General features: G+C 39.4%; 27 protein-coding genes and 1 other RNA gene. 5 read left to right on the top strand and 23 right to left on the bottom strand.

Annotation, left to right across the window (positions count from 1 at the left end; translation table 11 throughout):
• Nucleotides 1–139: 139 nt before the first annotated feature.
• The 3 genes from DWV68_RS11255 to DWV68_RS11245 all read right to left on the bottom strand — a co-directional run bounded on the left by DWV68_RS11255 (nucleotide 140) and on the right by DWV68_RS11245 (nucleotide 2333).
• Nucleotides 140–664: a flavodoxin family protein gene (locus DWV68_RS11255; protein WP_117840792.1), complete on the bottom strand. Its 525-nt coding sequence runs from the start codon at nucleotides 662–664 to the stop codon at nucleotides 140–142.
• Between the two features lie 140 nt (nucleotides 665–804).
• Nucleotides 805–1551: an alpha/beta hydrolase gene (locus DWV68_RS11250; protein WP_118056899.1), complete on the bottom strand. Its 747-nt coding sequence runs from the start codon at nucleotides 1549–1551 to the stop codon at nucleotides 805–807.
• A 125-nt stretch (nucleotides 1552–1676) separates the two neighbouring features.
• Complete coding sequence (locus tag DWV68_RS11245) at nucleotides 1677–2333, bottom strand: hypothetical protein (protein WP_118056900.1); 657 nt, start codon at nucleotides 2331–2333, stop codon at nucleotides 1677–1679.
• Nucleotides 2334–2642: 309 nt separating this feature from the next.
• Between DWV68_RS11245 and DWV68_RS11240 the strand changes: the two genes are divergently transcribed.
• A complete protein-coding gene (locus DWV68_RS11240; RefSeq protein ID WP_002578301.1) occupies nucleotides 2643–2879 on the top strand; it encodes a DUF6061 family protein in 237 nt (78 codons plus the stop codon).
• A 133-nt stretch (nucleotides 2880–3012) separates the two neighbouring features.
• Here the strand turns inward: DWV68_RS11240 and DWV68_RS11235 are convergent, their stop codons facing one another.
• The 6 genes from DWV68_RS11235 to DWV68_RS11205 all read right to left on the bottom strand — a co-directional run bounded on the left by DWV68_RS11235 (nucleotide 3013) and on the right by DWV68_RS11205 (nucleotide 8364).
• Nucleotides 3013–4332 carry an MATE family efflux transporter gene (locus tag DWV68_RS11235; RefSeq protein WP_109214827.1) on the bottom strand — a complete coding sequence of 440 codons (1320 nt, stop codon included), beginning with the start codon at nucleotides 4330–4332 and terminating at the stop codon, nucleotides 3013–3015.
• Nucleotides 4322–4780, bottom strand: coding sequence for a MarR family transcriptional regulator (locus tag DWV68_RS11230; RefSeq protein ID WP_108817235.1), 459 nt, complete (start codon nucleotides 4778–4780; stop codon nucleotides 4322–4324). Before DWV68_RS11230 ends, DWV68_RS11235 begins: the two co-directional genes overlap by 11 nt.
• A gap of 155 nt (nucleotides 4781–4935) precedes the next feature.
• Nucleotides 4936–5685: a DUF6040 family protein gene (locus tag DWV68_RS11225; RefSeq protein ID WP_009243742.1), complete on the bottom strand. Its 750-nt coding sequence runs from the start codon at nucleotides 5683–5685 to the stop codon at nucleotides 4936–4938.
• Nucleotides 5624–7345 (bottom strand): MobA/MobL family protein, encoded by a 1722-nt coding sequence (locus tag DWV68_RS11220; protein WP_009243741.1) that lies wholly within the window; start codon nucleotides 7343–7345, stop codon nucleotides 5624–5626. Before DWV68_RS11220 ends, DWV68_RS11225 begins: the two co-directional genes overlap by 62 nt.
• Nucleotides 7346–7673: 328 nt before the next feature.
• Nucleotides 7674–7988 carry a DUF3847 domain-containing protein gene (locus tag DWV68_RS11210; RefSeq protein ID WP_002578306.1) on the bottom strand — a complete coding sequence of 105 codons (315 nt, stop codon included), beginning with the start codon at nucleotides 7986–7988 and terminating at the stop codon, nucleotides 7674–7676.
• A 145-nt stretch (nucleotides 7989–8133) separates the two neighbouring features.
• Nucleotides 8134–8364 (bottom strand): helix-turn-helix domain-containing protein, encoded by a 231-nt coding sequence (locus DWV68_RS11205; RefSeq protein WP_002578307.1) that lies wholly within the window; start codon nucleotides 8362–8364, stop codon nucleotides 8134–8136.
• Between the two features lie 175 nt (nucleotides 8365–8539).
• On the opposite strand from DWV68_RS11205, the gene DWV68_RS11200 reads away from it, so the two are divergent.
• Together DWV68_RS11200 and DWV68_RS11195 are read left to right on the top strand one after the other, a co-directional pair.
• Nucleotides 8540–9169, top strand: a complete 630-nt coding sequence (locus tag DWV68_RS11200) for a helix-turn-helix domain-containing protein (protein ID WP_117347817.1) — start codon at nucleotides 8540–8542, stop codon at nucleotides 9167–9169.
• Between the two features lie 86 nt (nucleotides 9170–9255).
• A complete protein-coding gene (locus DWV68_RS11195; protein WP_117347818.1) occupies nucleotides 9256–10551 on the top strand; it encodes a tyrosine-type recombinase/integrase in 1296 nt (431 codons plus the stop codon).
• A gap of 296 nt (nucleotides 10552–10847) precedes the next feature.
• Here the strand turns inward: DWV68_RS11195 and ssrA are convergent.
• From ssrA to eno, 5 genes are all read right to left on the bottom strand, one after another.
• Nucleotides 10848–11191, bottom strand: a transfer-messenger RNA (tmRNA) gene (ssrA, locus tag DWV68_RS11190).
• A gap of 102 nt (nucleotides 11192–11293) precedes the next feature.
• On the bottom strand, nucleotides 11294–11761 hold the full coding sequence (gene smpB / locus DWV68_RS11185; protein ID WP_022242388.1) for an SsrA-binding protein SmpB: 468 nt from the start codon (nucleotides 11759–11761) through the stop codon (nucleotides 11294–11296).
• Nucleotides 11742–13907: a ribonuclease R gene (gene rnr / locus DWV68_RS11180; RefSeq protein WP_118665819.1), complete on the bottom strand. Its 2166-nt coding sequence runs from the start codon at nucleotides 13905–13907 to the stop codon at nucleotides 11742–11744. Before rnr ends, smpB begins: the two co-directional genes overlap by 20 nt.
• Nucleotides 13908–14118: 211 nt before the next feature.
• Entirely contained in the window at nucleotides 14119–14358 is a 240-nt protein-coding gene (secG, locus tag DWV68_RS11175) for a preprotein translocase subunit SecG (protein ID WP_117696942.1), read from the bottom strand.
• A 126-nt stretch (nucleotides 14359–14484) separates the two neighbouring features.
• The gene (eno, locus tag DWV68_RS11170; protein ID WP_118665817.1) at nucleotides 14485–15750 is read right to left on the bottom strand and encodes a phosphopyruvate hydratase; all 1266 of its coding nucleotides are present in this window, start codon (nucleotides 15748–15750) and stop codon (nucleotides 14485–14487) included.
• Between the two features lie 476 nt (nucleotides 15751–16226).
• On the opposite strand from eno, the gene DWV68_RS14910 reads away from it, so the two are divergent.
• On the top strand, nucleotides 16227–16352 hold the full coding sequence (locus DWV68_RS14910; protein ID WP_278336405.1) for a hypothetical protein: 126 nt from the start codon (nucleotides 16227–16229) through the stop codon (nucleotides 16350–16352).
• Between the two features lie 215 nt (nucleotides 16353–16567).
• Nucleotides 16568–17473, top strand: coding sequence for an IS3 family transposase (locus tag DWV68_RS11160; protein WP_118056904.1), 906 nt, complete (start codon nucleotides 16568–16570; stop codon nucleotides 17471–17473).
• 151 nt (nucleotides 17474–17624) lie between these two features.
• On the opposite strand, the gene DWV68_RS11155 is transcribed toward DWV68_RS11160, so the two are convergent.
• The 9 genes from DWV68_RS11155 to DWV68_RS11120 form a co-directional block, all read right to left on the bottom strand.
• Entirely contained in the window at nucleotides 17625–17978 is a 354-nt protein-coding gene (locus tag DWV68_RS11155) for a hypothetical protein (protein ID WP_118056905.1), read from the bottom strand.
• Nucleotides 17971–18126 carry a hypothetical protein gene (locus DWV68_RS14570; protein ID WP_197420854.1) on the bottom strand — a complete coding sequence of 52 codons (156 nt, stop codon included), beginning with the start codon at nucleotides 18124–18126 and terminating at the stop codon, nucleotides 17971–17973. The genes DWV68_RS11155 and DWV68_RS14570 overlap by 8 nt, the downstream gene beginning before the upstream one ends.
• The gene (locus DWV68_RS11150; protein ID WP_118056906.1) at nucleotides 18119–19021 is read right to left on the bottom strand and encodes a DNA-methyltransferase; all 903 of its coding nucleotides are present in this window, start codon (nucleotides 19019–19021) and stop codon (nucleotides 18119–18121) included. The genes DWV68_RS14570 and DWV68_RS11150 overlap by 8 nt, the downstream gene beginning before the upstream one ends.
• A gap of 10 nt (nucleotides 19022–19031) precedes the next feature.
• Nucleotides 19032–19916, bottom strand: a complete 885-nt coding sequence (locus tag DWV68_RS11145; protein ID WP_118056907.1) for a HindIII family type II restriction endonuclease — start codon at nucleotides 19914–19916, stop codon at nucleotides 19032–19034.
• Between the two features lie 390 nt (nucleotides 19917–20306).
• Nucleotides 20307–20510: a hypothetical protein gene (locus DWV68_RS14780; RefSeq protein ID WP_242988737.1), complete on the bottom strand. Its 204-nt coding sequence runs from the start codon at nucleotides 20508–20510 to the stop codon at nucleotides 20307–20309.
• A gap of 204 nt (nucleotides 20511–20714) precedes the next feature.
• On the bottom strand, nucleotides 20715–20993 hold the full coding sequence (locus DWV68_RS14775; protein ID WP_242988738.1) for a hypothetical protein: 279 nt from the start codon (nucleotides 20991–20993) through the stop codon (nucleotides 20715–20717).
• Nucleotides 20994–21490: 497 nt separating this feature from the next.
• Nucleotides 21491–22924: an adenylosuccinate lyase gene (gene purB / locus DWV68_RS11130; protein WP_022242392.1), complete on the bottom strand. Its 1434-nt coding sequence runs from the start codon at nucleotides 22922–22924 to the stop codon at nucleotides 21491–21493.
• A gap of 198 nt (nucleotides 22925–23122) precedes the next feature.
• Nucleotides 23123–24568 carry an amidophosphoribosyltransferase gene (purF, locus tag DWV68_RS11125; protein ID WP_117840787.1) on the bottom strand — a complete coding sequence of 482 codons (1446 nt, stop codon included), beginning with the start codon at nucleotides 24566–24568 and terminating at the stop codon, nucleotides 23123–23125.
• Nucleotides 24569–24589: 21 nt separating this feature from the next.
• Nucleotides 24590–25462, bottom strand: coding sequence for a phosphoribosylaminoimidazolesuccinocarboxamide synthase (locus DWV68_RS11120; protein ID WP_022242394.1), 873 nt, complete (start codon nucleotides 25460–25462; stop codon nucleotides 24590–24592).
• Between the last annotated feature and the right edge of the window lie 287 nt (nucleotides 25463–25749).

Genomic DNA, 25749 nt, shown 5'->3' with positions numbered 1-25749 from the left:
CTGCAAATATTTCTACTTGTACATTTGTCGAATATACCGACAGAATTCTCATCTAATATTAGCTTTCCTTAACACATTATAAATTAACACTTCTCAGCACAAATTCTCTATCTCTGCAAATCCGAATCTGGAACGTGCTTTATAAATTTTTTCCGATCCCCTCAAGTTCGTTCATGGAATCCTTGTTTTTTTCAAGTTCATCTCTGGCTGTTGCGTAATATGATTTTTTGAAAAGCATATCCCATGAAAGATATTTTGCCATACAGTCAAACTGCTTATCAATCAGCTCATACTGGATACTGTCTACGGGAGAACCGCCTACAATAATCGTGCCAACTTTTTTATTTTTTAACTGCAATCCACGACAGTAGCACTTATCAATGATAAGTTTCAATTGTGCTGACATTCCCCACCAATAAACTGGTGTAGCAAAAAGAATCATATCTGCGGCAGCAATTTTATCAATTGTAGGATTTGTATCATCCTTATCGACGCATCCCTTAGAGCATTGACAGACACCACATCCCTTGCATGGTGCAATGTTGAGTTTGTCAGGTTCAATGATTTCAATTTCATTCTTTTCTGATGCTCCTTTTATAAATGCATTGATTGCTGTCAGCGTGTTTCCTTTTCTGGCACTTCCATTAATGATTACAATTTTCATACGTGTATCCTCCAACTTCCAATTGTTTTAATTCTTCTCAGTTCCACCTTCTTGCCCTTCGGACAAGAAGTATCCCCCGCTCAAAGAGCTCGGTCAATTCAAATCTTCTATTGCTTTCAGCCTCTGCTGAAGACTGAAAGTTACCTTCGCTTTACTATTTCTAATAGTTTTCTCACATAATCATCTGCGTGGTTTATTGAAAACTCTCCATGATACATATTAGGAAGAACTTGTATAAAACTATCCTGCAATTTTTCATGAATGATTTTAGCAGATTTTTTCATTAATTGCTTTTCTTTTTCTCCAACATAAATTTGAACGGTTGCTTCACACTCTCCAATGCCATCTTTTAGTGAATATACTGAGTTTTCCTGTAAAAAGGCAATCATATCACTCTTTCTAATAGCACAAGTATCTTTGTAATATTCATCAAACAAATTCGACTTTATTCGTAGTGATTTGAATTGCAATTTTGAAAACCACTTATACTTTATTAAGCCATAGCAACTTCCAAACGCCGGTTTAATCATAGAATATGTAAATTTTGAAGGTATCACAAGTACACTTTCCACTATTGCATACTTACATATATCTTTGCGTTGAGATAAAATTTCAAGCAAAATCTGCCCTCCAAGCGATAGTCCTCCCATCATTAAAACAGAACCGCCCAATTTGCTATTTACAAATTCTATAATATCCAAAGCATTATTCTCTATCGTTGTAAACTGCTTATCACATCCTGCATGACCATCTAATATAGGCAAAACCACATGATAATCTGTTTGAAGTCTTTCAGCAACCTCTTTGTAATTCCACCATGATAAACCGCCTCCGTGTAAGAGGATAATTACATCGCTGTTTTCTTTTCCATATTCTACATAATTCAACCTCTTTCACCTCGCTGTAAACTTCCGATTCTAATGTCTCTATTATACCATAATGATACTATTATAAAAAAGGAAAAAGAGCTCCTTCGAGCTCTTTTGAGTCAGTTCTGCAAACTTGAAGTTGTTTATCCAAAATGAAATGGAATAACCATATCAAGTAAAACTGCAAGAACTATACTAATCGTTCCCATTAGCGCAGAACTCCTCAATGTGTCTCTCCTCAAAACAATAAGTCCAATAATAAAGACTATCACTTCCAAAACAGATTTTGCATTAAAATACCAGCATCCATATACAAAGCACATATTGAACAATACTGCCAAAATCAGCGCCGATAGTATAAGTGCCAGTTTGCTTTCCCCCCTTGCATACCAGCAGGCAAAAGACAATAATGGAGAAACAGCTGTAAATCCAAACCAAATCACCGCATAACTTCTTGGAAAAAATCCTGCAATATAGTTTGAATACAAATAGTAACTTGCAACCATACCAATAAAGAATGCAAAAACATTAATGCTTGCTCTTATTGCAGAATTGCTATAAATAGAAATACACAGTGCAATCAATACCCAGATTGCAAAACGTCCAAGGAAATTATGAACATCTAATGCTCCATCTATTGCCATAAGCACACTGGGAAGTTCAGCTTGACGAAAATCCAAAAATTTTGAAAAAGTCCCCAAAGCTATTCCAAGGAACAATACAGCTATAGTATTTATAATTTTTCTATTATTAGATATTGGTTTTTCTGCATTCCTGATATCATTCAAAAACTTTATCATAATTACCCTCACAAATCCCGATTGAGATTTCACCTGTTTTAAGAAATTTAATAACTGTTATATTTTATTATTAAATTCTTCGCACCCCCTTGAAAACACTGGATTTGTCGCAGGTGAGCTTTCCCTTATTATTTCCCTTGTGTTATATCGTCCCATCAGTGTTTATGCACTCTGATAAGGGCAAATACAAGGGCAAGAAAAATCTATAAGACAGTATAACACAAAATAAAAGTGACATGGTGAACTGATTGAAATGCTTCTTAATTTTTGCTACTACTGATTGATTAAATGATAAGGAGATGGGATACGATGAGAACAATATTTGCAGAATACAATCCACAGTGCAACAGCATTGATGTATATACTAATACGGGCTATATACTCCGTATTGATTGTTGGGAAGCAGAAAAAAATTTAAGAACCACACCTGGATCTGATTGTGCTTTGACATCGCTTGCAATCGATGAGCCATTAGAATATGCAAGGTTATATCTTGATGGGAATTTACAGATGTGGGTAGATGCTGAAGATTCATTAGAGTTATGATTATTCCAATCAAAATCTACTAGAATTTATTAAAAATTAGCTTCATAATTTTAAAAGGACAGCCCTATTGCTATGAGGCTGTCCTTAAAAATACAATAGATAAACCTAGATTATTCTTGCTACTATCTGATTGTTAAATTTTCTGTATTCCATATTGCAAATCTCCCTTTTCGCAATATTTTATTAGTATAAATGCCAGAATCGCTGAAAAAACACGTGCCAATACCGTACTCCACCATATCATAATCTGTCCACCAAATAAAGGTGGTAAAACAAGCATAAATATCAGCATCAATACTGGTTCAATGAATGTAAGAATGTATGACAATCCACTTTTTTCAGTAGCATAAAATCCAGCTGTCGCTATTCTGGTAATCGCAACAAATGGTAATGACACTAAAAATATAGGTACAATTTTAGAAATCTCAATACTTACTTCATAAGAAGCTCCGAAAACCCCTCCAATATTTGCTCTGTTTACATACATGATAATTCCACCACAAACAGCAAGAATTATTGCAAAAATGTATGCCATTCTCTGAACTCCTCTCAGGCTTTCTTGATCCTTCTCACCATAAAAACGGCTCATTAAAGGTTGACTTCCATCACCTACGCCCTGCAATATGAGATATATGATACAGATAATATAGGATACACATGCATAAGTTGCAATAGCTTTTTCTCCCCCATAAGAAGCGGAGAATCGGTTTATAAACACCAATGAAATATTAGGAGTCAATGCTAGCCCAAATGGTGCAAGACCTACTCTGAATATAGCGCCACACATTTCTTTTACATTTTTTAAGGATACATACACATAAAACTTTTTATTATATAATGCGTATATGATTGCAATTGCTGCAGTCACACCCTGTCCGGCTATTGTAGCTGTGGCTGCACCTTTCATGCCCATTTCATATATCCATACAAAGATAAAATCCAGAACAATATTGGTTATGAATCCACCAACCATCGCAAACATTGACCAGAAAGAGTTTCCATAATTTCTAATGAATGGCATCATTCCAGTTCCAAGAATCTGCAATATTGCTCCAAGTGCTATAATTTTGATATAATCTGTCGCATTTGTTAATATAATTCCATCTGCTCCAAGCAATCCTAAAATTTTAGACGAAAAGGAGTAAATAATTATGGTACTGATAACACTTACTATTACAAGAAGCCACCAGCTTGTAGCAATAAATTCTTCTGCCCGTTTTCCTTTCTTTTCTGCTGCATTAATTGAGTAATAAACAGCTCCTCCCATACCAATTCCTGTTCCAAGAGCCTGAATCAAAGCCACAATCGGATATGCAATATTAATAGCCGAAAGTCCAGCATCTCCTATGGTATTGCCTACAAAATATCCATCCACTATCGCATATATTCCTGATAATGCAAATGCTATAATAGATGGAATAACATATTTAAAAAATAATGATTTATGATTCATTTTTCTTACAATCTCCTTCCTTGAAAAGTCTGATAAACAGCTCTGTATTATCATTAAGACTTTCTATATTCTCTAATCCCATTTTTTCGATTACATATATTTCTTTTGAGTGCAGTTTTTCTATGATATCTTTCGTATATTCCATTCCTGATTCTGTGAGGCATATCAGCTTATTTCTCTTGTCTGAATCATCAGATACCATATTGATGTATCCTTTTTTCTGAAAATCTTTTAGTATCGTATTTACCGTTTGCTTAGGTATATTCCATTTTTCACTTATCATTTTCTGCGTGCATCTTCCATTACTTTCATAAAATGAATACAAAGCAAAAACTCCATTTGAAGACAGTCCCTGATCCTTTGACCATTCCTCATACATTGCTGTACATTCTTTCCATAAAGCATAATATCGTTGCAACTGTATTATCATATTATTATCTTTTCTCATCTTTTTTCTCCTTAAATTAGTACGAATCCGGACTTTTATAGTATAGTCCGAGTTCGTACTAATTGTCAAGATTTATTTATATACTTTTTCTTTATATAAACAATCAATAGTCCCTTACTAAGGACAGGAAGATTATGAAATTTCCCTGTCCTCTTTTAATAATATCCTCGTTCTTCCATCCAGTCTTTCACATAACATCTGATTCCAATATAAATAATATGCGACAGTAATAGCAATACAATAAGATTTATCGGATTAGCGTTTTTAATCCATTCTCCAAAGTAAATTACAACAGCTGTACTCGTTATCGCTACCACGATACTGATGATATCCCAACAATATTTCCGGTAGATTTTTCCTACCTGATAACCAATCCCGATTATCAGCCACCCGGTTATTACGAATAAAATTGCCATGACAGTACCGGCAATCAGCCAGTACACAATCCCGGAAAGAATACTGTTAGGTATTCCACTGCTTAATTGTCCGAAAGAGTCTGCACCTGTCACAAACTCCCGAAATAAACTTCCCATTCCTTTTCCTAACGCACCGAAAAAGACGATACAGTCGTTAAGGAAAACCGGCGAAAGAATCGCAGTAAACAGTGTTGTTGTTATGCTGTACCATGCCAGTAGAAACAAGATACTTTCATAACCAATCGTCATATTTTTATATTTCTTTTCTAACTGGCTTTTACGGCTATCGCATTTTTCTTTTGCTTTCCGGTAAGCAGTACGGTCACATTTTTCACATTTCTCATAAGGCACTTTTTTCTCAACAGCTACCTCTACCGTCTTTTGGTGTGTCTGTGCATAAAGTTTTTCCTGCTCTGCTTTTTCATACTTAAATTTCCATGCCACGGCTTCTGCGTCGGCTCTTTTCCTGCTGTCTGTCTCGCTGGTCAATCGTTCCTCTGTTTGCCTTAATCTTGTCCGCAATGCTTCGATATTCTCGGCTCTGTTTTCGCTGTTCAATTTCTCGTTCAAGGTCAGCGATTCGCTTAGCTGCCTGTTTAGTTCCTGGATTGTCTGGTCTTTCTGATCCAGTTCGTCCTGCATCTGTTCGGTCATCAGCAGAAGTTCTTCCACCTGCCCGACGTTCTCTAAGTTTCTGCATTCGCTCATCGATCTCCCTCGCTTTCTCTATCTGCTGTTTAAGGTCAGCAATTCGCTGTTCTGTTTCTGCAATAAGCTGTTCTCGTTGTTCAGCTTCTGCGTTAATTCCTGCCATTGCTGATTCTCGTTTTCCAACTGTTCGATTCTGGTTTTCTGTTGCTCGATCTGTGAGAGCAGTTCTTCTGTATCTGGCAAAAGATTTAGCAGCCTGGATAATTCGCTGTTTAAGCTTTTTAAACTCTGGTTCTGCTCCTGAAAAGACAGGAGCTGCCTGTCCCGTTCCTGCAATTCCTGTACCATCTCTGCCATAAGATTCTGCTGTTCCTCGATCTGGTTTATCATTGTCTCCATCATGGGAATGACTTCCCGGCTTTCTTCTAATGTCACGCAATCGCTCCTTCCATTGTGTTAATGCACTGGATACTTTTCCAAAAGAAATCTGTATTTTATCCAGCAGTGCATTTTGTCTTTTTATGATCTGGTTTTCCTCTACTTTCCATGAAGTAGAGGATGTCTGTCCGTTTTGAAATTTCTCGTCAATTTTTCTGGCATCTGCGCCCTCATGGATCGTCGGTATCTCTAATTTTCCCTGCCTTGCATAAGAACGGTGGTCAATGTGATTTTCCGTTTTCAAATGTGCATTACAGACGTTTGCCCATTCGCTCCGCCATAGCTCACAATTTTTCGGATTGTTCCACCCGGTAGCATCGGTTAATACACGTTTCCACTGTTTGCGGTTCCTTGTCCCGACTTTCTGGACTCCATTTTCATCAAGTACGGGGATTCGGATTCCATGACGGTCAGGGTTCTTTTTATCCTGCCACCAGTCCGGATGGGATTCATCCACCACAATATTTCCATTTTCATCTCTGACAAACTCCCAATCCTTGATTTCTTTGTTCCCCCATGAGTGGTCTGGATTGAATGGTCGCATCGTCACAAGTAAATGCACATGGGGATTTCCATCTCCTTTATCGTGGATACTCCAGTCCGCACACATTCCCTTATCTACAAAGGTCTTTTGAATATATTCAGTTGTATAATCAATCTGTTCCTGTCGGCTCCATTCTTTCGGAAGCGAAAATTCAAATGACCTGCCGAGTTGTGCATCCGAGGTCTTCTCAATCTTCAAAACTTCATTCCATAAACGCTGTTTCTGAAAAGTAAGTTTAAATTTTCCCAGTGCAGCATCTTTGTTATCTGCTCTTTTATATCGGGCAGATTTCTGAAACCGTCTGATATTTTCAGCAGGTACGTTCAGCCATTCCTGTGGTGCATTTTCACACATCAACAGGCTGGTATAAACGACTTCTTTTTTGGCAGTGTAGTAGCTGATCCTGCCTGTTTCTTCATTTTTCATCACATCACCATTGAGATACGCAGATGCTGATATGATGGATTTCCCTTTGCTGCGTCCAACAATCTTTACTGTATAATGAAAAATCGCCATGCTCCGTTTCCCCCTTTCTGCCGTATCCGGCTTTGATTTCCGGCAGGTAACGTTTTCCCAAAAAGAAAATGGTATCTGCCGGAACGCCCTCTGCGTAAGAGTGCCCTGTGCATAACAGCCTGCATGGAATGCGCCCCTCTGGCGAAGAGTGCCTCCTGCGGCATGAGCAGGTCTGGCTGAAAGCCCCGCCGACGGAACGAGCCCGGCAAGCATAAGCGCAGACCGGTTGCCACCTGTGGCAAACTTATACGGACGACCTCTGGTTGTCCATAAGTGCGCCCTTCATGAAAAAGCAATGAAGGGAATGGAAAATCCACTCCCTCCGGCATTACACTTCCTCCGTATTCGCAACTGGCTCTTTCTGCATTGCCTTTGAGAAGAATTTCCCATTTGCTTCCTGCCTTTTTAAGAAGCCGATCAGCTTTGGGATATCATCTTCCTCAATCGCAGAACCCAGCACCGATTCCACCGCACCACCAATCTGGCAGAGCCTGTGTGTCCGCTTTTTAGTTTCCACATCTTTCTGACGTTTCTTCAGTTCCCGTTTCTGTGCTGCATACTGTTTTGCTTTCTCAAGGCTTTCCTGTTCTTTCTTTTCCAACTGGAGCATACGCTCCTCATAACTCTTTGTTGATCTTGCCATAAATATCATCGTCCTTTCTTTTTCTTCCAAACATAAGTTTCCTGTTGTCTGTCAGACGAAGTACATGGTATAATCTGTTTGCGTGTAGGTATATCATGACTCCGGTCTGATAGAACCTTTGGCGGTTTCTTCGGGAACCGCTTTTTTAAGTTGAACCGTTTCTTGTGACTGCTTTCACATTTCCCTTATCCCTCAAGTCTCTGCCCTCGTTGGCTTCCATAAAAAGTTCCAGCATATCCGTTTTGATCAGGACTTTTCTCCCAACCTTTAATACCGGAAGTTTCTTCCATTCCACCAGTTTTCTCAGGGTGTTCCTGCCGATTCCCGTATAATCAGCAGCTTCTTCAATAGATAAGGCAATCTTTCTTTGTGTCATATGACCACCTCCTTTTAAATTGCATTATGCAATTTCATTTGTGCTGTCAGTATAGCGTGTTTATATTGCTTTGTCAAGCATTATGAAATTTCATTCGTTTTCTATAAATTGCATATTGCAATATATTTTGTTGCGTGGTATAGTAATGACATACCGAAAAAGGAGGCACATCAGCATGAAAGATAAAGAACTACGCAAGCTGATCGGCAGCAGGGCAAAACAGCGCCGTCTCGAATTAAATCTGACACAGCCTTATGTCGCAGAGAAGATGGGAGTTACCGCTTCCACAATCCTGCGTTATGAGAATGGTTCGATTGACAATACCAAAAAGATGGTACTGGAAGGTCTTTCGGAAGCACTTCATGTATCGATTGAATGGCTCAAAGGGGAAACCGATGAATATGAAACTGATATTACGGATAAGAAGGAATTGCAGATTCGTGATGTGATGGGCGATATTCTCAAACAGTTACCTCTTGATCTTAATAAAACAGAAGACGCTTTTTCTAAAGACTTACTGCTGTTAATGTTAAAGCAATATGAACTGTTTCTGGATTCGTTTCAGTTCGCCTGTAAAAATTACAAAGGCAGTACCAAAGATGCGGACATTGCCAAAGTAATGGGATTCGAATCGAAAGATGAATATAATGAGATTATGTTTCTCAGAGAGATCACACATACTGTCAACGCATTTAACGATATGGCAGATGTGATAAGGCTCTATTCAAAGAAACCGGAAGCAGCCGAACAAAGACTTGCCAATCTTTTATCCGAAGTTATGTATGAGGATTCTGAATCGGTATAGTAAGACAACCGGAGTTGTGATATACTTACACGCAAGAAGCATTTCAACAGTTCCGATTGTCTGATATCGAAAGGAGAAATACAATTATGGCAAAAGGATCTGTTAGAAAAAAAGGAAAAAAATGGTACTATCGCTTCTATGTAGAAGATGCAAGCGGTAAAATGGTTCAGAAAGAATATGCTGGAACCGAAAGTAAAAGTGAGACGGAAAAACTTCTCCGCAAAGCACTGGAAGATTACGAAAATAAGAAGTTTGTCGCAAAGGCAGACAGCCTTACGGTAGGAGAGCTTCTGGATATGTGGGCGGAAGAAGAACTGAAAACCGGGACACTCAGCAACGGCACAGTGGAAAATTATCTTGGTGCAATCCGCTGTATCAAAAAACACCCGATTGCAGACCGCAAACTGAAAACAGTTACTGCCGAACATTTACAGGCATTTCTTGATCTGCTTACATTCGGTGGTGAGTTTCCAGACGGGAAAGTAAGAAAGGGATACAGCAAAGATTATATCCATTCTTTTTCCGCAGTGTTACAGCAGTCATTCCGTTTTGCAGTATTTCCAAAACAACTAATCAGTTTCAATCCGATGCAATATATCAAACTGAAACGACAGGCAGAGGAAGTTGACCTCTTTTCCGATGATGAAGTGGAAGAAGGCACACAACCGATTTCGCATGATGATTACGAGCAACTTATCAAGTATCTGGAAAAGAAAAACCCACCTGCCATTCTACCGATTCAGATTGCGTATTATGCCGGGCTCCGTATCGGAGAAACCTGTGGTCTTACATGGCAGGACATTAACCTTGAGGAACAATGCCTGACCATAAAACGCAGTATCCGCTACGACGGCATGAAACACAAAAACATTATTGGACCAACGAAGCGGAAAAAAGTTAGGATTGTTGATTTTGGCGATACCCTGACTGAAATACTGAAAGCTGCCAGAAAGGAACAACTCAAAAACCGGATGCAGTATGGCGAATTATATCACCGCAATTACTACAAAGAAGTTCATGTGAAAAACAGAGTCTATTATGAATACTATCACCTTGACGGAACGCAGGAAGTCCCGGCAGATTACAAAGAAATCTCCTTTGTCTGCTTAAGACCGGATGGCTCTTTGGAACTGCCGAGTACACTCAGCATTGTATGCAGATCAGTGTCAAAGAAACTGGAAGGATTTGAAGATTTCCATTTCCACCAGTTACGTCACACCTACACCAGCAATCTGCTTTCCAATGGGGCTGCACCGAAAGATGTACAGGAACTGTTAGGACACTCTGATGTCAGTACCACAATGAATATTTACGCTCACTCAACAAGAAAAGCAAAACGGGATTCCGCAAGACTTCTTGATAAAGTAGTGAGCAATGCTTAACTAAAAATTTCCCTTATTTCCCTTGCGGATTCCGCATAAGGGCAAAGATAAGGGAAAATACATATCATTTCACTATCTAAGAGGCTGTAAGCCTTGAAAAATAAGGAAAGTTCAGGAAATCTCTCCACAAATACCGATTTGTCAAATTCAAATCCGCATTATATCTTAAAAATAACGGCATTATATATCACTTTCGCAACCATACAATGCCGTTACTTTTATTTTCTTCGATACACCAAACCAAACATATTCCTGTATACGATAATATCATATACAGAATTCGACTTGTTCAGCTTTAGTGGACTAGACGGGAGTCGAACCCGTGTCCAAAAACCAATCCCCTGTCCTTCTACGAGCGTAGTTCATAATTTGACATTCCCTCTGCAATTCCGGTATGAACACCGTAACTGTTTCAGTAGCTTCATCATACGCCCACGGGTTCAAAGCTTTGCCCGTGTCGTTTCTCACATAGTCGAAGCCTGGGTCCTAAAGTGTGAGTGCTCTAGGTCAGACTGCTGCCATTAGGCAGCGTAAGCTAATTTATTATCGTTAGCGTTTAATTTTAAGTTTGGAATTTAACGCATCACCCTGCGGCTCGCTTCTCCAGCTTCATAATCCCTGTCGAAACCTTTACTAGCCCTTATATATTTATTCTATTATAACCTGCCTCCGCTATTCCTGCAAGAGGCAAAGATAGAACCACTGTTTGTATTGCCATTAACTGACAATTTTTATCCGCCTATTAACCAAGATTTCTTACTTTGAAATCCCGCTCTGCTTCACGGCGCATATCCTTCTTTGCAATATCATTCCGCTTATCATAAAGCTTCTTACCTTTTGCAAGCGCAATCTGGACTTTTACCAGACTTCCCTTGAAATATACTTCCACCGGAACAATGGTATAACCTTTTTCCTTAATCTTCTGCTCTAATTTACGAATCTCGTTTTTGTGCATCAGAAGCTTCTTCGGACGAAGCGGATCACGGTTAAAAATGTTTCCCTTTTCATATGGGCTGATATGCATACCATATATGATGACTTCCCCATGTTCAATGTGTATGAAAGACTCCTTGATACTGCATTTTCCCATACGGAGTGATTTTACTTCTGTTCCATGCAGGCTGATTCCTGCCTCATAAAGTTCTTCCAAGAAATAATCATGTCTTGCCTTCTTATTATTGGCAATCATCTTAATCGATTCTTTTCCCATTCTTCATTTCTCCTGTTCCTGTTGCCTCTGTCAATTCAAAATCGATGGTTCTTACAATCTCATCCACACCGATTACCCGGATATATACCTTCTGTCCCAGCTTATAATGGCGGTTCGTTACTTCGCCCACCAGTTCAAAAGTGTCTTCAAAATACTGATAGTAATCATCGGTAAGACTGGTTACATGCACAAGACCCTCTACCGTATTTGGCAGCTCGACATATATTCCATAGGATGCCACCCCGGAAATAACGCCTTCATAGACTTCTCCGATATGCTCTGCCATATACTGTGCTTTTTTCAGCTTCTCAGTCTCACGCTCTGCCTCATCTGCCCGACGTTCTGTCTCGCTGGAATGCTTGGCTACTTCCGGCAGAATCGTTTCGTAATGTGTCATCCGCTTATGATTCATCCTGCCCCGCAAGGTTTCTTTGATAATGCGGTGTATCTGCAAATCCGGATAACGACGGATTGGTGAAGTAAAATGACAATAGCAGCTTGCTGCCAGTCCGAAATGTCCGGTGTTTTCTGTGGTATATTTTGCCTGTTTCATGGAACGGAGGGTCAGCCGGCTGATTAATGCTTCCTCCGGTGTTCCTTCGATTTTTCCTAACAGCTTCTGCAATTCCTTCGGGTGAATTTCCTCCTGGCTGATATGCAGTGTATATCCGAAATTTCCAATTAGTGTTGCAAGTTTTCGGATTTTTTCTTCGTCCGGTGTCTCATGGGTACGATAGAGAAATGGTATCTCCTGCCAGAAAAATTCCTGCGCCACCGTCTCATTGGCAATCAGCATGAAATCTTCAATTAATTTTGTAGCTGTATTTCTGTCGTATGGCTTGATTTCCAATGGTCTTCCATTTTTATCCAAAAGGATTTTCGTTTCCGGGAAATCAAAATCAATCGAGCCGCGTTTCATACGATTTCCTCGAAGCAGTGCTGCCAGCTCTCCCATTTTTTCAAACATCGGAACCAGTTCCCGATACTCTGCAATTGTTTCTTCGTTATGGTCTTCTAAAATTTCTTTTACCGCTGTATAAGTCATTCTGCGGTCAATTTTTACCACAGACTCTACAATTTTATGGTCAATGACCTTGCCCTTCGGGTTAATGGTCATGATGCAGCTCAATGCCAGCCGGTTCTCTCCTGCATTCAGGGAACAGATTCCATTGGACAATGCATGGGGCAGCATAGGAATCACGCGGTCAACGAGATATACACTGGTTCCGCGGTTCAATGCCTCCACATCCAGTGCACTGTGCTCCTGCACATAGTTGGACACATCTGCAATATGCACACCCAGAATATAATTTTCTCCATCCATAGTAAGGGATACCGCATCATCCAAATCTTTGGAGTCTTCTCCGTCGATTGTCACCATCTGCCAGTCCCGCAAATCTTCCCTGCCTGCCATATCAGCCTCACTGACTTCTTTGGCTACATTTTCCACCTGTTTCATAATCTTCGGTGCAAATTCTGTCGGCAGGTCAAAGCCTCTTACAATGGATAAAATATCTGTTCCCGGGTCATTGATATGACCAAGTATTTCAACAATTTTTCCTTCCGGTTTCTTACCGTTTTTACCATAATCAGTAATCTCAACGACAACTTTGTGTCCATCTACTGCTCCTTTGGAGCGTTCGATTGGAATAAAAATATCCTGCGCCAGCTTCTGATTATCCGGCACCACAAATCCGAAGTTCTTACTGCTCTGATAAGTTCCGACAATCTGATGCAGACCTCTGGATATAATTTTTATAATTCTGCCTTCCCGGCGTTTTCCGGTCTTCTGCGGATTTACTGCAACAGATACAGTGTCCATATGCATGGCTCCGTTGGTATTCTCCTCCGGGATATAGATATCTTCCTCTTCACCCTCTACCGTCACAAAGCCAAAGCCTCTGCTGTTTCCGGTATAAACACCGGTTAAGAATCTTCCGGAAGCCTTTACATATTTGCCCTTCTGGGTCAGCTCTACCTTGCCTTCTTCCAGCAAAGCATCCAAAACCGCATGCAACTCTTCCCGCTGCTCTTTGGATACCTGCAGAATCATTGCAATCTCTTTGGCTTTCATCGGGACATATAAGTCATCACAGATAAACTCATATACAATTTTCTTTCTTTTTTCCAGTGCTTCTCTATCCATTCTTTTCTTTCCTATTTTTTCTTGCTGCTCACATAACTTCAAGAAACTGCTTTACACTTTTCTTGCGCCTGCGGCGGTCACTTGCGGCGGTCGCCTGCGGCATCTACCTTATACACCGCAGTGTGCATCCTCGCGGAGCTTTTTTACTTTACAGGAAAGCAATTCCTGTAAAGTAAAAAAAGCTGTCGTTCACACGACAGCTCTTTGGTTCTTAGAAACTTCCAATATTCAGTACGATGGAAATTAACAGGAATAAGATTACCAGTACTCTGGTTACCTTTACCAACATTCCTTCCATAGAACGACCTTTATTCTTGCCCCAATAAGTATCAGCTGCTCCGCTGATTGCTCCAAGTCCTGCAGACTTACCTTCCTGAAGAAGAATAATTACTGTCAATGCGATAGATATAATAATAAATACAACTGTTAAAACCGTTTTTAAAACTGCCACGAATGACACCTCCTGTGGATTTATAATACTCGTAACTTTGACAGTATATCATACACCGGGATAAATTACAACCACTTATTTTGTATTTATATTGAAATTTTGGGTAGGTAATTTTGCTAAAATCTATTACGATTCTTCGATCCGAATCAGACGATTATATTTTGCCGTCCGCTCGCCACGGCACGGTGCTCCGGTTTTAATCAGGTCACTGCCAAGCCCTACTGACAAATCCGCTATGGTCGTATCCTCGGTCTCGCCGCTCCGGTGGGACATGATGGTCTCATAACCATGTTCTTTTGCCATGCGGATGGCTTCCATAGTTTCTGAGAGCGTTCCAATCTGGTTTGGCTTAATCAGAATCGCATTACCGCATCCCATGGAAATTCCTTTATTCAGGCGCACCGGATTCGTGGCAAATAAATCATCGCCTACCAGAATCACTTTATCTCCCACTTTTTCTGTCAGACGTTTCCAGCCATCCCAATCCTCTTCGTCCAGCGGGTCTTCAATGGAATAAATCGGAAAACGGCGAAGCATCTTTTCCCAGTGCACAATCAGTTCATCCGTGGTATAACGTTTGCCGGATTTTGGCAGATAATATTCTCCCGGTGCATTACCTTTCCATTCGCTGGCAGCCGCATCCAGAGAAATCATAAACTGTTTGCCTCTGCCACAGCTGTACCCTGCTTTGGTAATGGCTTCCATGATAAGCTGGATGGCTTCTTCCTCATTTGCAACGTTTGGGGCAAAACCGCCTTCATCTCCCACTGCCACAGACAACCCACGGTTCTTTAATAATTTTTTCAAATGATGATAGACTTCTGCACACCAGCGGATTCCTTCGGTAATGCTGTCAGCACCAATTGGAAGTATCATAAATTCCTGAACATCCAGATTGTTATCGGAATGTGCACCGCCATTTAAAATATTCATCATCGGCACCGGAATTGTTACTGCATTTACGCCGCCCACATAGCGGTAAAGCGGCATCTGCAATGCTTTTGCTGCTGCTTTGGCACAAGCTAAGGACACACTTAAGATTGCATTGGCACCAAGCTTTCCTTTATTTTCTGTTCCATCCAGTTCCAGCATCAGCGCATCTAAATTTTCCTGCCGCAATACGTTTCTGCCTAACAGTGCTTTTGCAATTCTTGTGTTTACATTTTCCACCGCCTGCTGCACACCATTTCCACCATAACGCTCGCCGCCGTCTCTTAATTCAATGGCTTCAAATTCTCCTGTACTGGCTCCGGAAGGTGCTGCCGCCCGGGCAGTCGACTTCTTTCCGGTTGTCTCTGTCTCCACAGTTACTTCTGTTTCTATTGTGGGATTTCCTCTGGAATCTAATATTTCTCTTGCATGAATTCGTGTAATCGTCATTTTTACAGCCATAAAAAAAATCTCCTTTTGAAAATATTCTGAATTAATAGTTCAGTATCTCCAAAAGAAGATTTTTTATTCTCTTTGAGAAGCAAAACTAACGTTTGCATATCTTGATAAAACATAGATTTTGGATTTTTGCTGAGTAATATTACATATCTGTTGTATGCATAGGACTGCCCACACATTTCAGGGTTGCTCATTACTCTATCAAAGAAAGGACTATCATTATGAAAAATATTTTGCTTACTATAACCAATACAAATGCGAAATCGACATTGCTTTGACGACAATGTGCTTTTGTTCCTCGCATGCGCTGATGCCGAAAAAGGGCTACCTACCACGCCTAACTAACTCTCAAAGGCTTATTCATAATCTTGCAATTGATGAACCACTCAAATACTGATGTTGTATCATAAAAGTTGACAGCCTATTCTCAAGGATTTGATATATAATCATAATCAATACGAGAACAGGAGAAACAACCTATGGCACAGAACCAAAAATCTTATGACAACGAATTTAAAGCACAGGCGGTAAAGCTTGCACAGGAAATTAGCGGGCATAAAGCAGCTAACGAATTAGGTATCCCTAAAGGTACTATGTACACATGAATCAAAGCATTTAAGGAAGGCCGCCTCAGTGCAAATGAAGCAGTTCATACCCCCAAGAATGCTTTATCCCTTAATGATGAGCTTATCGAACTCAGGAAACATGTTAAAGAGCAGGATAAGGAAATACGCCGTTTAAAGGAAGAAAACGAATTTCTTGAGGAAGCAAGTGCTTTTTTCGCAGCCAGCCGTCGTAAGTCAGCAAAAAACAGAGATTAATGTTTATTGCAATTAAAACGGATGACGGCAGGATTAAGGGCAAAATTTCTTTTTATTGTAAAGTGCTTCATGTTTCCAGACAGGCATTTAACAAATACCTAAAAACAAAAGATGCTCCTTGGAAATATCAGGCACTGGCAGATGCCATGATTGATATATATAGTGAGGATGAATGCAACGACACGTATGGAAGAATCCGTATGTATCAGGCATTACAGCTAAAACATCCTGAAGATGTACACATTCCCGGTGAAAGAACTGTTTATCGTGTCATGGAAGAACTTGGTCTTAATCATAAGCTGAAACGCAAGCCCAACGGCATTACAAAAGCTGATAAAGAAGCCCGTAAATCAGATAATTTAATCAAACAAGATTTCTCAGCCCAAAAACCTCTTGAAAAATGTATTACAGACATGACCGAAATAAAAGCTTCCGATGGAAAACTGTATGTTTCAGCTATCTTTGACTGCTACGATCTGGCAGTGCTGGGGCTTGCTATGGATACAAATATGAAGGCTACCCTTTGTGAGCAAACTTTAGATAATGCTTACAAGGCATATCCTATGCTTCGTGGAGCTGTTCTTCACAGTGACAGAGGCACACAGTACACAAGCGAGTTATATCGTAAAGCAATCAATAAATATGGTATTCTTCAGAGCATGAACAGTGCCGGTGGCAGATGCCATGACAATGCCAGATGTGAAAGCATGTGGGCACGCTTCAAAGAGGAATTACTTTATGGGCGTTATGACACCACCACAATGACTGTAGAACAGTTAAAAACCCTCAGCTGGAGATACTTCATCAGCTATTGGAATAACCGGAGGATTTGCTCTGCTAATGGAGGGGTACCTCCGATGGTTAAGCGACAGCAATACTATGCTTCACTACAGGAGGCTGCATAAGGTCGAACATTCTTGAGAATAAAGTGTAAACCAATATTGACAATATCATACGCTGCACTTGCTCTTGATTGCATATTGCAAGTGTGTGATGATGCAATGCAATGACTTCGTTTTTATAAGTCATTGCATAGTTGTCATCTGTAGGATATCATCAAGTGAATTTTCTGACCTTATATCTTGTCTTAACCAAATCATAAATTGCTTTTAATTTTTCATTCGGTTGCTTTTTCAACTGCTCAATTCTTTTAATTTTCAGAGCAATTAACGAGAAACTATAGATAGGTAAATACTGAGAAGATTGAATCATAATTTTATCAACAAACTCCAAAATCTGATTATTTTCTTCTATATCAGAATCTTTTCCATACTCTACCAACAAAAACTGTGACCAAACCTTTTCAGCAACATCTGATGAAGGATCCACATATATAAATATCGTCTTTAGTATTTGTTTTATATTATCGTCTCCAATATTATAACCAATAAATATAATAGGATTATCCACATATACAATCTTCAGATATGAAAACACATTTTCCAGGTATACCATTACTTCCGCAAATGTCAGGATTTGTATGTCTGCATCCTAATGTAGTATTTTCTGTATTTCCATCATTTAATGGTTCGGAAAACCCAACCTGCATTTTATTCATTATCATCCATCCTTAGTAATATATTGTTATAATATTCCTCATTTATCTCAAAACCGATATATTCTCTTTTTAGCCTTTTTGCAGCGACTAAAGTTGTACCACATCCACAAAACGGATCTAATACTGTCTGCCCTTCTTTAGTAACTAACGAAATAAGTATTTCCATTAATTCCACAGCTTTTTGTGTCGGATGCAATCCTCTATCAGTTTTTTGAGTCTTTACTTTTAAGATATTAGAACATACTTCAATACCTTCATTCAAAGTAGTTAATTCTTTTAACTTATTTTCATTAAAAGCACCGACTTCATATTTAGTGATGTTATCTGTCAAAGTAGTTCCCTGTGGATAAGGTTTCATAAACCAAAGTATTGGTTCAAATAGCGGACGAAGATTTCCTATCTTCCACCCTTCCCACGCCAAACTGTTCTGTTCATCATTTCTTCTATCAAAAACACAACTAACTCTCTGTGCTCTGTATGCCGCTGAGTCCTTCTCCCACGCAATCATGTCTTTAAAAATAAAACCCGCATCTTCCATTGCACAAATACATCTATGAGCCATTCTCCGTCCTGCAAATATAAAACAACTTGCACCTGGTTTTAATACTCTCAACCAATCTTCTGCCCATGATGAGCACCATTGATAATATTCAATTGGGATATTCTTATCTGATTGAGCCCATCCATTTAATGGTTTGCCTCTAGTCTTAAAAATTGTTCCGCTTTTTTCTTGAGCTGGGCTTTTTCCCAATAGCGAACTATTGGTATTATTATGTATAACATCCCATTTATCATAATTTATTCCATATGGAATATCAGACAATATCAAATGCACAGATTCTGTATCTACACTCTTTATTAATTGTATTGAATCTCCCAATTCAACTCTGCCCATCAATATTCACCTACCTGTTTAATTTATCTATATACTGCGAAATAACATTTATTTTTTCCTGTAACTTCTTTGCCTTAATCAATTCTTCTATTGCTTTTTCTTTGGTATATTTCCTTATTTCCTCTATGCAACCAGTCCAATATGCTATTTCTGTTTTTCCCCTATACTTAATTAATCTTTTGTAATCATTTAGCATACTTCTATACTGTGCTTCTGGCAAACCTATTTTCTTTGCAACATAAACATCCATTTTGGGCAAAAAACAACATTTAGCGTTAGCGAAACTTAATGATTTATCTCTTGCTATCATTTGGGAGGCATTCCATAACGATTCCAAAGATAATGATTCTGTTTCTTTCACATTTTCTTCAAGTAAAATAGATATATGCTCCCAAGCCAACAAACATACATTATTATCGAGAGCTTTTGAATATATTTGACTAGTAGATTGTGGATATTGAAAATATGGTGCCACCAAAACAGCATACTCATTCTCCGAGCCACGCCAATCACTCAAGTTACTAACTTTAAAGTCTTTCTGATTCTTTGCCGTTCTACTCAATCTAAAACATTTTGCATCCGCAACTAAACTATATTTATATCCCGAAATACTTTCTGCCAATATATCTGCACTATCTGCTCTTTCATCCAAAGCTCTCGATGCCAATCCTAACAATCTAAAACATCTTGCTAAAACTATATCCGAAGCCTTTGAATATAATTTTTCTTCTGTAGAATCATGTTCAATGTTTTCAGGAATAGTTCCTATCTGCTTTACGATTTCTTTGAAATCTTTCTCTGATATTTCATCAATATATTTTCTTATTTTCTCAGTTGCTTCCTTAAAATCTACTGTAGAAAGTTCTTTAATTTCTTTTATAAGCTTTTCAAACATTTCATATCTCCCTTTTCTATTTCTTAGATTTTCTACATTATCTGATACTGTTTGATTCCATCAAATGTAAATACTACATCTATTCTGTTTTCCAAACACAAGATTTGTATCATTCTTTGCCAAATATCCATTTTTCACAGCTTAAATTGCTATCTTATATGCCTCTTAATTTAACTTTTATATTATATTTGATATATCGAATAATCGCAACGGAACTTGTGTTTGACTCCCTATATTATACCACCGGCAGTGTTCGAACGCAAGTTCTATCATACTCCACCCACAACCTCTTCTGCTCCGCTACAATTCTTTATAAGCAATTTGCGAAGCACTCAACTCAATATCCACACCATGCACCTGTTCCTGTATCTTCTCCAAATGTCCTGTCTCCTAAGCCACCTTAGATTCCACAACTGTCAGAGCACGATTGCATCTTTTTGACTTTCCCTTTATCTGTTCTCCAGCCCAATCATTGACCACTTTATTAGCAACCTTCCTTAGCTCATCCTGCGGCACGCGTAACAGAACTTTTTTAGTAAATACATCTCTCTTTGACACCTGTTTACGAAGTCCCTTTTTGTAACCATCTGCCACAGGAACTCCCCCATTATATATGCGGGCTATCCTCATCAAGATGAACCACTACATTTACAACTACAAATTGCGGAAGTCTCTTTATAAGTTCTCCCAATATTATCTCGTATGATAAGCTTTATATATGGCTTCATATCATCATATTATTTCCAAAACTCCCTATTGCCTATCTGAATGATTATCTCTAACTGCCATACCCTGTTTCTAGCCAACTACATGTTCAAAATAATCATCTATCCGACGTTCTAATCGTATCTGCTTTTTATTATATTCTTCTAATGCCTCATCTACTTCTTTGTGATATCCTGTCTTTACATTATCCATCAGATTTGATATTCCGTAAATAATAAATATATTATCTTTGCTGTAATCTGATGGCCTATATTTTCTCAGAGTATGCTTTGTAACTGTAGCCAGCTTAATTTTCGATGTAATATCACTTTTCTTATTACTGACATGAACTGTATATGAAATATCTTCCATTTGTATCTCCTTATCTGTACTATATTTCTATCGAAGCAGTTCATTTGTCATCTTGGCTCTGCCATAGATGATAACCCCTAGCTATTTTAAACTATTAGTTGAACAATTAAAAATTAACCGCACTCCACACTGCTGCTGACACATCCTCATATCTATGTTAACAGTAGCTGATGTGAATCAGATGATTATCAAAAAAATCGTGAAACATTCCTGTGCTGTGACACTCACCGAGGAAGCCTATATTCTCTTTGATATTAAGAAGTTTGTAGATGCGATTAATAAAGAGTTAACAAAGAAAGAACATTCTTCAGTATCACTACTGAAAAATGTCCTATACATATCAATATATTTGTTGCATTTGATGTAAATTCCAGCACACCTGACAACTTTCCAAAACTTCTTGTATTAATATTTTTCCTTGAAAGCTTAACAAAAATGGGCTTTTTTGATATGTGCGTTCTTGAAATATTATCTTTATTGCTATGATATGCTTTCGATTATACGTTAATCTCGGCTGTCATACCAAGAATCTCTTTGTTGTCATCCAAAATCGGCTGTACCACATTCTTTAAGAAGGCATCTACCTGAATTGGTGCTCTTCCTACATATTTTGCAGGGTCCATATTCTGCTTCAGCTCTTCTAAGGTTGTATGGAATGCAGGTTCTGCTGCAATCAGCTCAAGAAGGTTGTTCTCTTTACCCTCCTGTTTTACATTTTTGCCTGCTTCCATGGAAAGTACACGAATCTTCTCATGTAATTCCTGACGGTCACCACCAGCTTTTACAGCATCCATCATAATATTTTCGGTTGCCATAAATGGAAGCTCGCTCATCATATGTTTGTAAATAACTTTTTCATATACAACAAGTCCGTCTACTACATTTAAGCAAAGGTCTAAGATTCCGTCGATCGCAAGGAAGCCTTCCGGAATGGAAAGACGCTTGTTTGCAGAGTCATCAAGAGTTCTCTCAAACCACTGGGTTGCGGATGTAATTGCCGGGTTTAATGCATCAATCATGACATAGCGGGAAAGGGATGCAATACGTTCACTACGCATTGGATTTCTCTTATATGCCATTGCAGAGGAACCAATCTGGCTCTTCTCAAACGGTTCTTCCACTTCTTTCAGGTGCTGCAGAAGACGGATGTCATTGGACATCTTATGTGCACTTGCTGCGATGCCTGCTAAAATGTTGGCAACTCTGGTATCTACTTTTCTGGAATAAGTCTGTCCGGATACTGCATAGCACTCCTTGAAGCCCATTTTCTGTGCAATCATCGGATCAATCTTATCGATGGTTTCCTGATCTCCGTCAAAAAGCTCCTGAAAGCTTGCCTGTGTTCCTGTGGTTCCCTTGGAACCTAAAAGTTTCAGGCTGCCTAATACATAATCTAAGTCTTCCAAATCCATAATAAATTCCTGGCACCACAGTGTTGCACGTTTTCCAACGGTAGTTGGCTGTGCCGGCTGGAAATGGGTAAATGCCAGTGTCGGCTGATTCTTATATTTATCTGCAAATTTTGCCAGTTCTGCAATGACATTTACTAATTTCTTACGAACCAGTTTTAATGCCTCTGACATAATAATGATATCGGTATTATCTCCAACGTAGCAGGAGGTTGCTCCTAAATGGATGATTCCTTTTGCTTTCGGACACTGTACACCATAAGCATATACATGGGACATAACATCATGACGGACTTCTTTTTCTCTTGCCTTTGCCACATCATAGTTGATGTCATCCTTGTGTGCCTTTAATTCATCAATCTGTTCCTGTGTAATATCAAGTCCAAGTTCTTTCTCGGTTTCTGCCAGTGCAATCCAAAGTCTTCTCCAGGTACGGAATTTCATATCCGGGGAAAAGATGTACTGCATTTCTTTGCTGGCATAACGCTCTGATAATGGGCTGTTATATCTATCGGTACTCATATGTGTGCTCCTTTTTATTTTTTATATTCATAATTTCAGACTCAGCTCCACTCAAAAGTTTCGCTCCACTCGGAAGCTTCGCTTCCTCGTTGTCCGTTGCACCTTCGTGCACCGTACAATCCTTACAACCATACCGGCTGGTTCATGCAAGCATGACAGCCGGTACGGTTATAAGGATTAGCCGCTGTGTCAGTCTGCTTATCGCTCATATTCGCCACGGATATCCTCTTTTGGCGGCTCCATCGGATATTTTCCGGTAAAGCATCCTTTACAGATTGGAAGTCCTCCTACCAGCTGCTCCAGACGCTCTATCTTTAAGTATCCCAAAGAATCTGCACCGATTATTTTCCGGATATCTTCGATGGTTCTGTTATAGGCAATCAACTGTTCCCGCTCCGGAATATCGGTTCCAAAGTAACATGGCCATAAGAATGGCGGGGAACTGATTCTTACATGCACTTCTGTGGCACCGGCTTCTTTTAACATATTTACAATACGGTCAGATGTGGTTCCACGCACGATGGAATCGTCAATCATAATGACACGCTTGCCACGGACTGATTCTGCCAGTACATTTAATTTTACTCTTACGCTGGATTCTCTGCTGCTCTGCTTTGGTTTGATGAAGGTTCGTCCCACATAACCATTTTTTACAAAAGCAGTTCCATATGGAATTCCGGACTGCAGGGCATAACCCTGAGCTGCTGCATTTCCGGACTCCGGTACTCCTACTACCAGGTCTGCATCTACCGGTGAATCCATTGCAAGGAAACGTCCTGCCTGGATACGGGATGCATAAACGCTGACCCCGTCAATATGGCTGTCCGGTCTCGCAAAATATATGTATTCAAAAATACAACGTGCTTCCTGTTCTTTTGGAAGACACATGGTCATATCAGACTGAATGCCGCCTTCCGGTGAAATTGTTACCACTTCTCCCGGCAATACGTCTCTGACATACTCTGCATCAATGGTCTCCAAGGCACAGGTCTCAGAAGTAATGATATAAGCATTGTCACGTTTTCCGATTACAAGGGGTTTGAAGCCATATGGGTCTCTTGCGCCAATCAGCTTACGAGGGCTGGCTACAACCAAAGCATAAGCTCCTTTTAACTTCTGGCAGGCTCTGCGTACTGCTTCCTCGGCTGTCTTGGAATTCAGACGCTCTCTTGCAATGTGGTAAGCAATTACCTCAGAATCAATGGTGGTCTGGAAAATTGCTCCGGTATATTCCAAATCTTTGCGAAGCTCCTTCGCATTGATGAGGTTTCCGTTGTGTGCCAATGCCAGCGTACCTTTTACATAATTCAATACCAGCGGCTGTGCATTCTCACGGGTGGAAGAACCTGCAGTGGAATAGCGGACATGACCGACTCCGATATCACCTTTCATTGCTTCTAACTGTTTTCCGGTAAATACTTCGTTTACCAGTCCCATATCTTTATAGGAAGTAACTTTTCCCTTCGGTCCGTTTGTCTCACTTACTGCAATACCACAGCTCTCCTGTCCTCTGTGCTGTAATGCAAACAGACCATAATAAATACTGGAAGCCACATCATTTCCGTCAAAATCATACATGCCGAAGACTCCACATTCTTCATGCAGGCCGTCCCATGGGCTTTCCTTTAATTCATTGTTATTCATAGGGTTCTCCTGACTATATTTTTAAGCAAATTTCTTACCGGTCAGTAATTCAAATGCTTCTTCGTATTTCTCAATTGTCTTCTTAATTACTTCATCCGGAAGGAGATAATCACTGTCTGGATTTGCTTTTAACCAGTCTCTTACAAACTGTTTGTCATAAGAAGGCTGTCCCTGTCCCGGTTTATATCCTTCTAATGGCCAGAAACGGGAGCTGTCCGGTGTCAGCATCTCATCACCTAAAACTACATTTCCATTCTCATCGAGACCAAATTCAAACTTGGTATCTGCAATGATGATTCCTTTGCTTAATGCGTATTCTGCACATTTCTTGTAAAGTGCGATGGTATATTCTTTAATCTTTTCTGCGTACTCAGCACCCTTGCCCGGGAATGCTTTCTCTAATACGTCAATACTCTGTTCAAAAGAAATATTCTCGTCATGGTCACCAATCTCAGCTTTGGTACTTGGTGTGTAAATCGGCTCAGGTAATTTATCGGATTCTACAAGTCCTTCCGGTAATTTGATTCCGCAGACGGTTCCGTTCTCTTTGTAGCTTGCCCAGCCACTTCCGGTAATATATCCACGAACGATACATTCGATTGGAATCATTTCCAGTTTCTTGCACATCATGCTGTTGCCATCATATTTCTCATTCTGGAAAAATTCCGGCATATCTTTTACATCAACGGAAAGCATATGGTTTGGCACGATATCCTTTGTAAAATCGAACCAGAATCTGGACATCTGTGTCAGAATTGCGCCCTTATTGGTAACCTTATTCTTTAAAATATGGTCAAACGCTGAAATTCTGTCTGTTGCAACAATGATAAGGCTTTCTCCATTATCATATACTTCTCTTACTTTTCCTTCTTTAAATGGTTTAAATTCCTGCATACTGCTTTTGTCCTCCATTTTATGCTTTCGCAAATTTTTGTTGTAATAAAAAACACTACTGGAAAATTATAATACAGTGCCTTTTAGAAAGTCAATGAATTTGGGCGAAGTGCGCCTTTTGCCCCATATAGAAAAATGAGCGAAATTTATTAGTTTTTTTGTCTAATATTTTCTATTTATAAGTATTATTAATATATGTGTTGGAAAATACTTATCTATAGCAAAAGATTCTGTACCTTACACTTGAGATACAGAATCTTTTTATTTACGCGAGTAGCGAGATAAAT

It is taken from the genome of Roseburia sp. AF12-17LB (genome assembly GCF_003479605.1).
GTDB classification, from domain to species: domain Bacteria; phylum Bacillota; class Clostridia; order Lachnospirales; family Lachnospiraceae; genus Roseburia_C; species Roseburia_C amylophila.
This window is presented reverse-complemented; position numbering and strand designations above follow the sequence as displayed.

Excerpts from the sequence above, each read along its gene's own strand:
- DWV68_RS11145 (WP_118056907.1), bottom strand. The coding sequence starts at position 19,916 with ATGTTTGAAAAGCTTATAAAAGAAATTAAAGAACTTTCTACAGTAGAT.
- smpB (WP_022242388.1), bottom strand. The coding sequence starts at position 11,761 with ATGGGAAAAGAATCGATTAAGATGATTGCCAATAATAAGAAGGCAAGA.
- purB (WP_022242392.1), bottom strand. The coding sequence starts at position 22,924 with ATGAGTACCGATAGATATAACAGCCCATTATCAGAGCGTTATGCCAGC.
- eno (WP_118665817.1), bottom strand. The coding sequence starts at position 15,750 with ATGGCTGTAAAAATGACGATTACACGAATTCATGCAAGAGAAATATTA.
- DWV68_RS11120 (WP_022242394.1), bottom strand. The coding sequence starts at position 25,462 with ATGCAGGAATTTAAACCATTTAAAGAAGGAAAAGTAAGAGAAGTATAT.
- DWV68_RS11235 (WP_109214827.1), bottom strand. The coding sequence starts at position 4,332 with ATGAATCATAAATCATTATTTTTTAAATATGTTATTCCATCTATTATA.
- DWV68_RS11205 (WP_002578307.1), bottom strand. The coding sequence starts at position 8,364 with ATGACACAAAGAAAGATTGCCTTATCTATTGAAGAAGCTGCTGATTAT.
- DWV68_RS14910 (WP_278336405.1), top strand. The coding sequence starts at position 16,227 with ATGGCACAGAACCAAAAATCTTATGACAACGAATTTAAAGCACAGGCG.
- DWV68_RS11200 (WP_117347817.1), top strand. The coding sequence starts at position 8,540 with ATGAAAGATAAAGAACTACGCAAGCTGATCGGCAGCAGGGCAAAACAG.
- DWV68_RS11195 (WP_117347818.1), top strand. The coding sequence starts at position 9,256 with ATGGCAAAAGGATCTGTTAGAAAAAAAGGAAAAAAATGGTACTATCGC.
- DWV68_RS11245 (WP_118056900.1), bottom strand. The coding sequence starts at position 2,333 with ATGATAAAGTTTTTGAATGATATCAGGAATGCAGAAAAACCAATATCT.
- DWV68_RS11230 (WP_108817235.1), bottom strand. The coding sequence starts at position 4,780 with ATGAGAAAAGATAATAATATGATAATACAGTTGCAACGATATTATGCT.
- DWV68_RS11150 (WP_118056906.1), bottom strand. The coding sequence starts at position 19,021 with ATGGGCAGAGTTGAATTGGGAGATTCAATACAATTAATAAAGAGTGTA.
- DWV68_RS14775 (WP_242988738.1), bottom strand. The coding sequence starts at position 20,993 with ATGGAAGATATTTCATATACAGTTCATGTCAGTAATAAGAAAAGTGAT.
- purF (WP_117840787.1), bottom strand. The coding sequence starts at position 24,568 with ATGAATAACAATGAATTAAAGGAAAGCCCATGGGACGGCCTGCATGAA.
- DWV68_RS11160 (WP_118056904.1), top strand. The coding sequence starts at position 16,568 with ATGTTTATTGCAATTAAAACGGATGACGGCAGGATTAAGGGCAAAATT.
- DWV68_RS14570 (WP_197420854.1), bottom strand. The coding sequence starts at position 18,126 with ATGAATAAAATGCAGGTTGGGTTTTCCGAACCATTAAATGATGGAAAT.
- DWV68_RS11220 (WP_009243741.1), bottom strand. The coding sequence starts at position 7,345 with ATGGCGATTTTTCATTATACAGTAAAGATTGTTGGACGCAGCAAAGGG.
- rnr (WP_118665819.1), bottom strand. The coding sequence starts at position 13,907 with ATGGATAGAGAAGCACTGGAAAAAAGAAAGAAAATTGTATATGAGTTT.
- DWV68_RS11240 (WP_002578301.1), top strand. The coding sequence starts at position 2,643 with ATGAGAACAATATTTGCAGAATACAATCCACAGTGCAACAGCATTGAT.
- DWV68_RS11210 (WP_002578306.1), bottom strand. The coding sequence starts at position 7,988 with ATGGCAAGATCAACAAAGAGTTATGAGGAGCGTATGCTCCAGTTGGAA.
- DWV68_RS11255 (WP_117840792.1), bottom strand. The coding sequence starts at position 664 with ATGAAAATTGTAATCATTAATGGAAGTGCCAGAAAAGGAAACACGCTG.